13 protein-coding genes are annotated in these 12,487 nt (G+C 64.5%); 9 read left to right on the plus strand and 4 right to left on the minus strand.

Features of this window, described 5'->3' with window-relative positions; translation table 11 throughout:
• Positions 1–25 precede the first annotated feature (25 nt).
• A complete protein-coding gene (locus NKJ09_RS14920) occupies positions 26–1,012 on the plus strand; it encodes a helix-turn-helix domain-containing protein (protein WP_352482060.1) in 987 nt (328 codons plus the stop codon).
• 6 nt (positions 1,013–1,018) lie between these two features.
• Here the strand turns inward: NKJ09_RS14920 and NKJ09_RS14925 are convergent, their stop codons facing one another.
• Complete coding sequence (locus NKJ09_RS14925; protein WP_352494782.1) at positions 1,019–1,576, minus strand: sugar O-acetyltransferase; 558 nt, start codon at positions 1,574–1,576, stop codon at positions 1,019–1,021.
• 146 nt (positions 1,577–1,722) lie between these two features.
• On the opposite strand from NKJ09_RS14925, the gene NKJ09_RS14930 reads away from it, so the two are divergent.
• The 3 genes from NKJ09_RS14930 to NKJ09_RS14940 all read left to right on the plus strand — a co-directional run bounded on the left by NKJ09_RS14930 (position 1,723) and on the right by NKJ09_RS14940 (position 4,747).
• On the plus strand, positions 1,723–2,184 hold the full coding sequence (locus NKJ09_RS14930; RefSeq protein WP_352482058.1) for a DUF4126 domain-containing protein: 462 nt from the start codon (positions 1,723–1,725) through the stop codon (positions 2,182–2,184).
• On the plus strand, positions 2,181–3,557 hold the full coding sequence (locus NKJ09_RS14935) for an FAD-containing oxidoreductase (RefSeq protein WP_352494781.1): 1,377 nt from the start codon (positions 2,181–2,183) through the stop codon (positions 3,555–3,557). Before NKJ09_RS14930 ends, NKJ09_RS14935 begins: the two co-directional genes overlap by 4 nt.
• A 140-nt stretch (positions 3,558–3,697) precedes the next feature.
• Positions 3,698–4,747, plus strand: coding sequence for a M14 family metallopeptidase (locus tag NKJ09_RS14940; RefSeq protein ID WP_352494780.1), 1,050 nt, complete (start codon positions 3,698–3,700; stop codon positions 4,745–4,747).
• Positions 4,748–4,761: 14 nt separating this feature from the next.
• Here the strand turns inward: NKJ09_RS14940 and NKJ09_RS14945 are convergent, their stop codons facing one another.
• The gene (locus NKJ09_RS14945; protein ID WP_023719246.1) at positions 4,762–5,532 is read right to left on the minus strand and encodes an isocitrate lyase/PEP mutase family protein; all 771 of its coding nucleotides are present in this window, start codon (positions 5,530–5,532) and stop codon (positions 4,762–4,764) included.
• 319 nt (positions 5,533–5,851) lie between these two features.
• Between NKJ09_RS14945 and NKJ09_RS14950 the strand changes: the two genes are divergently transcribed.
• Both NKJ09_RS14950 and NKJ09_RS14955 read left to right on the plus strand, forming a co-directional pair.
• Positions 5,852–8,041, plus strand: a complete 2,190-nt coding sequence (locus NKJ09_RS14950; protein WP_352494779.1) for an anthranilate synthase — start codon at positions 5,852–5,854, stop codon at positions 8,039–8,041.
• A gap of 32 nt (positions 8,042–8,073) precedes the next feature.
• Entirely contained in the window at positions 8,074–9,003 is a 930-nt protein-coding gene (locus tag NKJ09_RS14955; RefSeq protein ID WP_023719249.1) for a cation diffusion facilitator family transporter, read from the plus strand.
• Positions 9,004–9,219: 216 nt separating this feature from the next.
• Here the strand turns inward: NKJ09_RS14955 and NKJ09_RS14960 are convergent, their stop codons facing one another.
• Positions 9,220–9,468 carry an antitoxin gene (locus tag NKJ09_RS14960; protein ID WP_023719250.1) on the minus strand — a complete coding sequence of 83 codons (249 nt, stop codon included), beginning with the start codon at positions 9,466–9,468 and terminating at the stop codon, positions 9,220–9,222.
• 24 nt (positions 9,469–9,492) lie between these two features.
• On the minus strand, positions 9,493–10,593 hold the full coding sequence (locus tag NKJ09_RS14965) for a hypothetical protein (protein WP_352494778.1): 1,101 nt from the start codon (positions 10,591–10,593) through the stop codon (positions 9,493–9,495).
• A gap of 102 nt (positions 10,594–10,695) precedes the next feature.
• Between NKJ09_RS14965 and NKJ09_RS14970 the strand changes: the two genes are divergently transcribed.
• From NKJ09_RS14970 to NKJ09_RS14980, 3 genes are all read left to right on the plus strand, one after another.
• On the plus strand, positions 10,696–11,148 hold the full coding sequence (locus NKJ09_RS14970; protein ID WP_352450551.1) for a DsrE family protein: 453 nt from the start codon (positions 10,696–10,698) through the stop codon (positions 11,146–11,148).
• 72 nt (positions 11,149–11,220) lie between these two features.
• Entirely contained in the window at positions 11,221–12,018 is a 798-nt protein-coding gene (locus tag NKJ09_RS14975) for an SDR family NAD(P)-dependent oxidoreductase (RefSeq protein ID WP_352494777.1), read from the plus strand.
• Between the two features lie 49 nt (positions 12,019–12,067).
• Positions 12,068–12,376, plus strand: coding sequence for a putative quinol monooxygenase (locus NKJ09_RS14980; protein WP_352494776.1), 309 nt, complete (start codon positions 12,068–12,070; stop codon positions 12,374–12,376).
• Positions 12,377–12,487 lie beyond the last annotated feature (111 nt).

The following is a 12,487-nucleotide window of genomic DNA, read 5'->3' on the forward strand; positions in this document are numbered from 1 at the left end:
GGTGTCACCCTTTGCTGGAGCTCCCATGGCCGATCCTGTCGTTGCCGCCATCGCCTTCGATGGCATCAGCCCGTTTCATCTCTCCGTGCCGTGTCTCGTGTTCGGCGCGGATCGCACGACGCTCGGCCTGCCGCGCTTCGACTTCCGGGTCTGCGCGATTGAGAACGGGCCGATCCGCACTGATGCCGGGCTGACCATCAGCGTCCCGCACGGGCTTTCAGCGCTCGATGATGCCGACATCGTCATCGTGCCGAGTTGGAAGAATCTCGGGATCTCACCGCCGACGACACTGATCGAGGCGTTGCTTGGCGCGCACGAGCGCGGCGCGCTGATTGTCGGACTGTGCTTGGGAACGTTCGCTGTCGCGGCGACCGGATTGCTTTCGGGGCGGCGAGCCGCGACGCACTGGGCCTACGCGGATCAGCTGCAGGAACTCTATCCCGACATTCTCGTCGAACCAGAAGTGCTCTACATCGACGATGGCGATGTCGTGACATCCGCCGGCGTCGCCGCCGGGCTTGACTGCTGCCTGCACGTCGTACGGGCTCGTTACGGCGCGGAGGCAGCGCTTCGCCTTGCCCGGCAGATCGTGCTTTCTCCGCATCGGCAGGGCGGGCAGGCGCAATTCATCGAACGTCCCATCGCCAGAACCGGCAATGCGGACCGCTTCACCCAGGCTCTCGAAACGGTGCGCAAAACCCTGGGTGATCCGCACAGTCTGGACAGCGTTGCCGGTCTCGCCGGCCTCACCCGCCGGACGTTCACGCGCCGTTTCCAGAAAACGATCGGCACCAGTTTCGGCGACTGGCTGACCGACCAGCGTGTGCAACTCGCACAGCGGCTGCTGGAAGCAACGGAAAAATCGATGGATACGGTTGCCTTCGAGGCCGGCTTCGGCAGCGCCACCTCGCTGCGCCAGCATTTCGCGGCGCGGCTCAGAACCTCGCCCGTGCAATACCGGCGCGAATTCTCGAGGAGTGTCGATTTGGATAGACGCGGCGCTTCACGCTGATCCGGCTCACCCGCTCCTGATTACCCGTGCCGGATTGCCGACCACCGTGGTGTTCGCCGCCACGTCGCGCGTCACCACGGCACCGGCGCCGACGATGGCGCCATCACCGATCCTGACCCCGCCGAGGATGATGGCACTACCGCCGATCCAGGCATTGTCGCCGATCTCGACCGGCCTGGCGATCTCCAGCCCTGCCCGTCGCCCCGCAGCCTCCCTGTGGTGCTCGGCGCAATAGAGCTGCACATTGGGTCCGAGCAGCGTTCCGTTGCCGATGCGGACTGGCGCCGTGTCGAGAATGGTGCAGCCGGCATTGAGGAAGACGCGGTCGCCGAGAAAGATGTTGAAGCCATAAGCGCAGTGGGACGGCGCTTCGATCCGGGCGCCCTCGCCTGCAGCGCCGAGCAGCGCCCGCAAGGCAGGCCCGATATCGCCGCGCTGTCGTGGTGGCAGGCTGTTGTGCTCGAACACCGCGTCGCGTGCCGTGATCCGCAGCGCCTCCAGTTCCGGGTCGAGGCAGCAATACCACTCGCCCGCCGCCATTTTCGTGCGTTCGCTCCCCGTCATGGCCGCAACTCCAGTCTCAATCTTTGCCAAGCACAACTGGTGAAAATACGGAAGCGCCGGCGGCGACACCACCTCTGGTCAAATACCGGACCTATGGTAGCTTGCTCTCTCGGACCTGTCCCAAGCCGGCCATCGAGGGATCAATCATGCTGTACATTCTTGCACTCCTGATTGGCATCGTTGCCGGGCTTCGCGCCATGACTGCGCCCGCCGCGGTCGCCTGGGGCGCCTGGCTAGGCTGGTTGCCGGTCACCGGCACCTGGGCGAGTTTCATGGGTCACTGGATCGCCGTCGGCATCTTCACCATCCTGGCCATCGCCGAACTGGTCACCGACCAGCTGCCATCGGCGCCGAGCCGCAAGGTGCCGCAGCAATTCGGCACGCGCATCGTCTTGGGCGCTTTCACCGGCGCGGTGATCGGCGCCACCGGCGGCGCCACCATCGGCGGCCTGATCGCCGGCGCCGTCGGCGCGGTGATCGGCACGTTGGGCGGCGCCGAGGCGCGTAAACGCCTGGCCACCGCCTTCGGCAAGGACCCGCCCGCCGCCTTCATCGAGGACGCGGTGGCGATCGTCGGCGGGCTTCTGATCGTGGCGGCGGTGGCATGACGGCAAAGACATTCGACGCCATCATCGTCGGTGCCGGGCAGGCCGGCCCACCGCTCGCCGGCCGGCTGAATGCGGCCGGCATGAGCGTGGCGCTGATCGAGCGAAAGCTGGTCGGCGGCACTTGCGTCAATACCGGCTGCACGCCGACCAAAACGATGGTGGCAAGCGCCTATGCCGCGCATCTCGCCCGCTGCGCCGCGGACTACGGTGTGACGCTCTCCGGTCCCATCGGCGTCAACTACAAGGCGATCAAGGCGCGCAAGGACAAAGTCTCGAACGATGCCCGCGGCAATCTCGAAGACTGGATTGCCGGCATGGACAAATGCACGCTCTATCGCGGCCATGCGCGCTTCGTGACCGCCAATACGGTGCGCGTCGGCGACGATCTGCTGAGCGCCGAAAAGATCTTCCTCAACACCGGCGGCCGCGCCTCGGTGCCCGACCTGCCCGGCATCGACGGCATTTCTTACCTGACCAATTCGTCGATGATGGATCTCGACGTGCTGCCGCGCCATCTCATCGTCGTCGGCGGCAGCTATGTCTCGCTCGAATTCGCGCAGATGTTCCGCCGCTTCGGTTCCGAAGTCACGGTCATCGAAAAGAGCCCGCGCCTGATCGGCCGCGAGGACGATGACGTCTCGGACGCCATTTTGTCGATCCTCGAAAACGAAGCCATTGCCGTCCATCTCGGCGCCGACGATATCCGCTTCGCCAGGCGAGGCAACGAAATCGCCGTGACCTTCTCGCCAGGCAAGGCGGCTGCGGTCGGCTCGCATGTGCTGCTGGCCCTGGGCCGCACGCCAAACACCGACGATCTCGGCCTCGACAAAGCCGGCGTCGAGGTCGACAAACGCGGCTTCATCGTCGTCGACGACCAGCTGCGCACCAGCGTGCCCGGCATCTGGGCGATGGGCGACTGCAACGGCAAGGGCGCCTTCACCCACACCTCGTACAATGACTACGAGATTGTCGCCGCCAACCTGCTCGACAACGATCCGCGCAAGGTGAGCGACCGCATCGAGGCCTATGCGCTCTATATCGACCCACCACTCGGCCGCTGCGGCATGACCGAAGCCGCGGTAAGGAAATCCGGCCGCCGCGCCCTTGTCGGCCAGCGGCCAATGACCCGCGTCAGCCGTGCCGTCGAAAAAGGTGAGACGCAAGGCTTCATGAAGATCCTGGTCGATGCCGACACCAAGGAAATCCTCGGCTGTTCGGTGCTCGGCCCGGGTGGCGACGAGGCAGTGCACTGCGTGCTCGATCTGATGTATGCCAAGGCGCCGGTCAGTACGCTGGCGCGCGCGGTGCACATCCACCCGAACGTCTCGGAGCTTCTGCCGACCATCGCCCAGGAATTGAAGCCGCTGGCATAGGCCGGGCGCAGGCGTTATCTCGCGATCCTTTGAGCGCCAGGCCCGGATAGAGCCGTGCGCCCATAGCGCGAAAAGCTGGACCAATCGACAGTGTATTGGCGAAAGGGCATGTGTTCGGTCTCGTTTCCTGGAGACAGTCCATGCAGAAATCCATCGAACGCATCGCCGGCGACAGCGAGGGCGTTTCCTACGAATTCCCCGTCTTCCGCTTCACCGGAACGGACAAGACAGCGCCTTCGGCCTATCTGCAGGCGGCACTTCATGCCGGCGAATTGCCGGGCGTCGTTGCCATCGATGCGCTGATGCCGATGCTCAGCAGGGCGGAAGCCGAAGGCCGCATCAGCGGCAATATGACCATCGTGCCCTGGGCCAATCCGATCGGCCGCGCGCAATATCTCTATGGCGACCATCAGGGCCGCTTCCATCTGGGGACGCACACCAATTTCAATCGCGGCTTTCCGCGGCTCGCCGCGCCCGACCTCACGCTCCTGCCGGCGCACGGCACGGTCGATCAGCGGCTGAAGACGCGGCTGCTGCAGCTCTCCATCGGCCACGACATCGTGCTCGACCTGCACTGCGACGATGAAGGCCTCGCCTACCTCTACGTCCACACCAGCCTGTGGCCGGCCATGGCGGATTGTGCGGCGGCTATGGGCGTCGATGCGGTGATGCTGTGGCACGAAGATCCCGACGGCACCTTCGAAGGCGCCTCGATCATGCCGTATCAGAACGTTCCCGCCGACGTCGCGCGCCTCGATCGGCGCGTCGCCACCACCGTCGAATATCGCGGCATACTCGACGTCGACGGCGCCCTCGCCAGCGCCGACGCCGAAGGGCTCTACCGGCTGCTGGTGGCGCGCGGCGTCATCCGGGATCAGGCGCTGCCCGCGTCTGGCAGCTTCGGAGGACTCGTCGCGCCGATCGAAAATATCGAGATGATGCCGGCGCCCCGTTCGGGCGCGATCCTCTACCACGTGAAGCCGAGCGACCGCGTCACCAAGGGTGCGCGCCTTGCCACCATCGTCCACGCGCCGGGTGAGCCCGACGGCCGCACGGAAGTGTTGGCGCCCCAGGCCGGCCTCATCCTGACACGCCGCTCGCGCCGCATAATTCGCGCCGGCGAGGACCTCTTGAAGCTGGTCGGCGACAGGAAGAGTGCCGATGCAAGGTCGGGGACGCTGGAGGACTGACGCAACCCGCCAGGCTACCCCGAAATCGCCTGTCGCGCCTTGGACTCCAGCCATTCGGCCATCTGCCGGTAAGGCACCGGACCATGGCTCACGCGGGCGACGCCGAGTTCGGCAAGCCTCTGGCGCGGCGGCACATGCGCCAGTGCAATGATGTTGACCGGCAATGCCGTTGCCTGGCAGAGCGCCTCGATCAGGCCTTCATCGGCAAGCCCCGGCGCAAAGAAGCCATGCGCTCCGGCCCTTTCGTAGGCGTGCGCCCGCTCGATCGCCTGATCGAGGAGAGCCTTGTCGTGCGCATCCGGTTTCGCCTTCAGGAAAATGTCGGTTCGGGCGTTGATGAAGGCCGGAATACCCGAGGTCTTCACGGCCGCCGCGGCGGCTTCGATCCGCCTCACCTGTATGGCGATGTCGTGCAGCCCACTGCCGCCGACAATCTGATCCTCGAAATTAAAGCCGACGGCTCCAGCCTGCACGGCGAGCCCCACGCTGCGGGCGACAACCTCCGGAGCGACCCCGTAACCGCCCTCGAGGTCCATGGTTACCGGCAGATCCACCGCCGCAACGATGCGTTTGATGTTTTCGAGCGCCAGTTCCAACGGGATTTTCTCGCCATCGGCGAATCCGAAAGCGGCCGCGACCGGCCAGCTTCCGGTGGCGATGGCCTTGGCCCCTGCTTGCGCGATGATCTTGGCGGAGCCTGGGTCCCAGGCATTGTAGAGGACAATCGGGTTGCCCTTGACATGGAGGGAATGGAACGTCCGTGCGCGGTCGATCTGCTCGGTCATCGATGTTTTCCCGTCTTCCTGCTGTTTGATGCAGAGTCTAGGCAGGACTGCCGGTCTTGGCCATGTGCCATGGGTTGCGAAAGCAGCAGCCACCCCACAGACTTTCAAACCTGTTGCGCATACCGCTTTTCGCGGCTATGGATTTCGCCATGAATATGCGTTCGATCAAGACCATTTGGTGGTGGGCTCGCTGACAGCGGCCTGTTCGAACGCGTTCGCGTGACAATAGAAGGTGGCCGCAGCGGAATGTCCGGGCGGCCATTTGTTTTTTCAAGCCATTCCCGGGTCCGTTGCCCCAAAGACGCTGATGGAGACGGCAATGACGACGAAAATTCTGGAGAATGGCGCCGAGCGCTTCGTCACCGCGGGTGGCGTGGCGATTACCCGCCAGCGCCATGACCGGCCATATGAGGGCGCGATCGACGGCTATGTCGATGGCCTGAATTCGCGCCGCGGCGCCGTGTTTTCCTCGAATTACGAATATCCCGGCCGTTATACGCGCTGGGATACCGCCATCATCGATCCGCCGCTGGTGATCTCGGCACGCGGCCGCGCCATGCGCATCGAGGCGCTGAACCGCCGTGGCGAGGTGCTTTTGCCGGTGATCGGTACGGTGCTTGCCGGCCTTGACGATGTCACGATCGCCGAGACGTCGAACAAACTCATCCGCCTCGAGGTCGCCAAGCCCGGCCGTGTCTTCACCGAAGAGGAACGCAGCCGCGTTCCCTCCGTGTTCACCGTGCTGCGCGCCATCACTGCTTTGTTCAAGACCGAGGAAGACGCCAATCTCGGCCTCTATGGCGCCTTCGGCTACGACCTCGCCTTCCAGTTCGATCCGGTCGACTACAAGCTCGAGCGCAAGCCAAGCCAGCGCGATCTCGTGCTGTTCCTGCCCGACGAGATCCTCGTCGTCGACCACTATTCCACCAAGGCCTGGACCGACCGCTACGACTATTCCGGCGACGGCTTTTCGACCGAAGGCCTGCCGCGCGACGAAATCGTCGAGCCGTTCAGGACCGCCGACCGGATCCCGCCGCGCGGCGACCACGAGCCCGGCGAATATGCCAAGCTGGTGCGCAAGGCGATGAAGAGCTTTGAGCGCGGCGACCTGTTCGAAGTGGTGCCGGGGCAGATGTTCTACGAACGCTGCGAAACCCAGCCCTCCGAGATTTCCCGCAAGCTGAAGAGCATCAATCCCTCGCCCTATTCCTTCTTCATCAATCTCGGCGAGGGCGAATATCTGATCGGCGCCTCGCCGGAAATGTTCGTTCGCGTCAACGGCCGCCGCGTCGAGACCTGCCCGATCTCCGGCACTATCAAGCGCGGCGACGATGCCATTTCCGATAGCGAGCAGATCCTCAAGCTGCTCAATTCCAAGAAGGACGAGTCCGAACTCACCATGTGCTCGGATGTCGACCGCAACGACAAGTCGAGGGTCTGCGAGCCGGGCTCGGTGCGCGTCATCGGCCGTCGCCAGATCGAGATGTATTCGCGCCTGATCCACACCGTCGACCACATTGAGGGACGGCTGCGCGAAGGCATGGACGCCTTCGACGCCTTCCTGTCGCATGCCTGGGCCGTCACCGTCACCGGCGCGCCGAAATTATGGGCCATGCGCTTCATCGAGCAGAACGAGAAGAGCCCGCGCGCCTGGTATGGCGGGGCGATCGGCATGGTCAATTTCAACGGTGACATGAACACCGGCCTGACGCTTCGCACCATCCGCATCAAGGACGGCATTGCCGAGGTGCGCGCCGGCGCCACGCTGCTCTTCGACAGCATACCCGAAGAAGAAGAAGCCGAAACCGAACTGAAGGCATCCGCCATGATCTCCGCCATCCGCGACGCCAAGTCAGGCAATGCCGCCAGCACCGAACGCAGCACCGCGCGGGTCGGCGATGGCGTCAACATCCTGCTGGTCGACCACGAGGACTCCTTCGTCCATACGCTGGCCAACTATTTCCGCCAGACCGGCGCCAACGTCTCGACGGTGCGCACGCCGGTGCCGGACGAGGTCTTCGACCGGCTGAAGCCAAACCTGGTCGTGCTGTCGCCCGGCCCCGGCACGCCGAAGGACTTCGACTGCGCCGCCACCATCAAGCGAGCCCGTGCGCGCGACCTGCCGATCTTCGGCGTCTGCCTCGGGCTGCAGGCGCTGGCCGAGGCCTATGGCGGCGAGCTGCGGCAATTGCACATCCCGATGCATGGCAAGCCGTCGCGCATCCGCGTGTCGAAGCCGGGCATCATCTTCTCCGGCCTGCCCAAGGAGGTAACGGTCGGCCGCTATCATTCTATCTTCGCCGATCCGGTGCGGCTGCCCGATGGTTTTGTCGTCACCGCCGAGACCGAGGACGGCATCATCATGGCCTTCGAGCACCGCAAGGAGCCGATCGCCGCTGTGCAGTTCCACCCGGAATCGATCATGACGCTCGGCCACAATGCCGGCATGCGCATCATCGAGAACATCGTCGCGCACCTGCCGCGCAAGGCCAAGGAAAAGGCCGCTTAATTCGAGGGCTCAGTGTTGGGATTTCTTCCCCAGTGACCGCGGCAGAAATCAAAGCAGCCGCCAGGCAGAAGGTCGCCAGCCTCGCTTTCTGGTCGATCGTCGTCGCCTTCGTCGTGCTCGGCCTCAAGCTGGTGGCCTGGTACGTCACCGGTTCGGTTGCGCTTTATTCGGACGCGCTGGAATCGATCGTCAACGTCATTGCCTCGGCCGCCGCCTATTGGGCGATCCAGGTCAGCTACAAGCCAGCCGACCAGGACCATCCGTTCGGCCACCACAAGGCCGAGTATTTCTCGGCCGTCCTGGAAGGCGTGCTGATCGTGCTTGCCGCCCTGCTCATCCTCAACGAGGTCTGGTGGTCGTGGCAGCATCCGGCCCCGCTCGAACAGCCATGGACCGGCCTTGCCGTCAACGGCGTCGCAACCGTCATCAACGCCGTCTGGGCCTTGACGCTGATCCGCACCGGACGGAGTGAAAAATCACCGGCGCTGGTTGCCGACGGCAGGCATATCATGACCGACGTAGCGACCTCGGTCGGTGTCTTCATTGGCCTGGTCGGCGCCGTGCTGACCGGCTGGCAGGTTCTCGATCCGGCTCTTGCGGTGATCGTGGCGCTGAACATCCTGTGGCAGGGCTGGCACGTCATCGGCTCGTCGATGAACGGGCTGATGGACCGCGCCGTCGACACCCAGGAACATATCCGTATCCGCGACATCATCTCTGCCAATTGCAAGGGCGCGCTCGAGGTCCACGACCTGAAGACGCGCATCGCCGGCCGCGCCACCTTCATCGAGTTCCATCTGGTCGTCGACGCCGACATGTCGGTCGGCGCCAGCCACGTCATCTGCGACCGCATCGAGGACGCGCTGCGGGCAGAGATTCCTTCGGTTCGCGTCATCATCCATGTCGAGCCCGACGACGAAGCGAAACTGCCCAAGGGCACGACGGCCGTGCCGTTCGCGTGAAGCAATTCGCGCAGAAAAATCGCTCAGTCGTGACCCTTCGCGCCCCCTCTGTCCTGCCGGACATCTCCCCCACAAGTGGGGAGATTGGCCGTCACCGCGGCTTTTGCCAATAGCCATAGTCGCAGGAGTGAGTGACGCGAGGAAGCTGCCGATCTCCCCCCAAGTGGGGGAGATGTCCGGCAGGACAGAGGGGGGCGCGAAGGATCGCTGTAGCCCTCATTCCGAGCCGCTGCGCGCCATGGATTCGAGGATCTGATCCGACGGACTTTCCAGAGCCGCCTCCGCGAAATCGTCATCAAGCGGACCGATCACTCTGTCCAGCCAAGCCCAATCCTGCGCAAGAGGCTCGATAATGACGCTCTGGCCGTGGCGGCTGATGAAAACCTCTTTGGTGTCGAAACGGTACTCCTTTGGCAAGCGCACCGCCTGCGAGCGGCCGGACCAAAACACCCTTGTCTTGCGCATGGCATCCACCTCCTCGTCACATGATCAAGGCCCGCAGGCGGCCTGCGGCATCGGCTCCAGCCGGTAGACCTTGTCGTCGGAGCTGGTGTCGCCTTCCGCCGCCTTCGAGCACAGATCGACGATCGGCAGGCCGCTGTTTGGGTTGGCCAGCATCATCGTGCCGTTGGCGCCGCGGCGGAGGAAAATCTCCTTTTGCGCGATATCGCAGGAGGCACCACCCGTCTTCGCGCTCGCCGCGCAGCGCCACTGGTCGCCCTCGCCCTGGCAGTTATAGACCTGCGTGACCTTGGCCGATTTCTGCCGCGTGGTAACCGAAACGGCGATGTCTGCGCCGCTCGGCCAATTGGCGAGGTCGCCGCCCTTGGCGAAGGATGCCAGCTCGACCGGTCCGCGGAAAACCCGGATCGTCTGGGTCAGCTGATCGGGATGCGAGCCGAGATGCGCGGCATCATAGTCACGCCCGTAGCAGAAGGCCTGGTCCGGCTTCAGCCGCTCGCGCAATGGCGGGCCAAGTGCCGGATCGATCGGGTCGATGCGGGCGAACTCCGCCTTGCAGGTCGCGGCCGGCATCGGATCGAGCCTGAAGCCGTTGTCGTCCTTGCCCAACGCCTGCCGTTCGTACTCCGCCTTGCCGAGCTCGTCTTCCGATCCGGCATCGAGATAAAGATCGGGCTGCACGTCCGAGACGATCAGCCGGCCCTTGTCGTCGACCTTCAGCGAAGCCATGGTGCGATCGCAGTCCATGCCGCAACGGATCGGACCGGTTTTGCCGTCCTCCGATTCATGGCTGCACCAACCGCCGAGCCATTCCGGCGCCTTGGCGCCGCGTACCGTCGTCGCCATGAAGCCATTGTAGGAGGAATCGATGCCGGTGCTTGGCTCCTCGTTTGGCCGGCTGACCGGATCGCGGCCGTAATAGAAGAAGATGCGCGCCACCTTCTGGTGCGGATGCGACTTGAGATGCGCGGCGTCGTAGACGCGGCCGAAACAGGCGTCCTTGCCGTCGGGGCTGAGCTCGGTGAGTTTGAGCGTGTCATCGGCGAAAGCAGCGCCGCCGACGGCGGAAAGCAAGGCAGCCCCAAGCCCGGCGCCCACAATGGTCCCCGTTATGGTCCTCGACGTCATGCTACCCCTCCATTGCCCCGACAAGACGTGACGTCAATTTATGCTAGGATCGAGGCCGAGGCCACGCAATTTGCGCGGGCCGGCTAAATGGGAGATGAAGCCATGCGACGCCGCGATATTTTCCGCGTCGGTCTTGCCGGGGCCGCCGGGCTTTTCGGGCTGCGCCCCACCAAGGCGGCAGCCATTGAAGTCAAGGCCGTCGAAGAGGAAAGGCAAAAGGTCGCCTATCACCTCAGCGATCTCGACAAGGTCAATTTCGTGCTCGGCAACATCAAGAACCACTTCGAAGGCACCGACGGCAAGGTCGACATCGCGCTTGTCGTGCACGGCCCAGCACTTGCCGCCTTCAAGTCGAAGGGCATATCCGCCGCCATTTCCGGGCGTTTCGCCGGCCTTGTCCAGGATGGGCTCAGCCCGCACGCTTGCGCCAACACCATGCACGGCATGGATATCGGCCTGGCCGACCTGCTCGACGGCTTCCATGCCGCCGACAGAGGCGGTGTCGTCAAGCTCGCCGAATTGCAGCGCCAGGGCTACGCCTATCTCAGGCCATAGGCTTTTACGGACTTGAACGCGAGGACTGCGAGGGCCTACGAAGAGCAGGCCGAGTCCCCCGGAGGAATAGACGTGCCAGCCACCACCACCCTTGTCAGCCCCTCTCTGGTCATCCCCGACCTTGCCGGAAAGGCGGTGCTGGTCACCGGCGCGTCGACCGGCATCGGCGCGGCGCTTGCACTTGCCTACGCCGCGCAGAAATGTCGCGTCGCACTGCACTACAATTCGAGCCGGGTGGCTGCCGAAAACCTGGCGGCGACCATTCGCAACGGTGGCGGCGACGTGTTCCTGACCCAGGGCGATTTCTCGATCCCCGCCGATGTCGAGCGCGTCGTCGAGGACAGTGCGCAACATTTCGGCCGGCTCGACGGCCTCGTCAACAATGCCGGCGGCATGCTCGGCCGCGTGCCCTATGCCGAGCAGACCGAGGCGCATTACGACGCGGTGATGGACCTCAACGCGCGTTCCGTGCTGACAGCTTCGCGCAAGGCGATCCCATGGCTGAAGCGGCAGGGCGGCTTCATCGTCAACACCTCCTCGATCGCCGCGCGCAACGGCGCCGGTGGCGGCGCCGGCCTTTACGGCTCCGCCAAGGCCTTCGTCTCCAACGTCACGCGCGGCATGGCCAAGGAGCTGATCGGTTTCAACATCCGCGTCAACGCGGTGGCGCCCGGCACGATCGCGACACCTTTCCACGAGCGCTACTCGACCGACGACCAGATGAAAGGCATGATCGCCACCATCCCGCAGGGCCGCGCCGGCACCGCCGAGGACTGCGTTGGCGCCTATCTGTTCCTCTCCTCCGCTCTGTTGAGCGGCTACATCACCGGCCAGGTGATCGAGGTGAATGGCGGCCAGTTGATGCCGTAGACGGCGAACTGCATACTCCTGGTTGCGTAATCTCAACGGAGCAAAGCGAATGTACGGACTGATCGGCAAGATGCGGGCGACGCGCGGCCAGCGCGACGCGGTCATGGAGGTCCTGCTCGCCAGCACCGGCGCCATGCCCGGCTGCCTGAACTACATCATCGCCACCGACCCGGCCGACGCCGACGCGATCTGGGTGACCGAAGTGTGGACCGACGCCGAAAGCCATAAAGCTTCGCTGCAGCTGCCCGAAGTCCAGGCGGCAATCGCCAAGGCACGGCCGATCATCGCCGGCTTCGAGTTCCAGGTGGAGACGCGTCCGGTTGGTGGGTTTGGGTTGCCGGCGGTGAAGGCGGGATAGAGGAGAGGCCGGCGGGACAGCGCCCCCCCTCTGGCCTGCCGGCCATCTCCCCCTCAAGTGGGGAGATTGGCAGCTTCGCCGACAGCTCTCTTTTTGGAGATTGGCGAAGGC

The sequence above is a fragment of the Mesorhizobium sp. M0189 genome (assembly GCF_040322135.1).
Classification (GTDB): Bacteria; Pseudomonadota; Alphaproteobacteria; order Rhizobiales; family Rhizobiaceae; genus Mesorhizobium.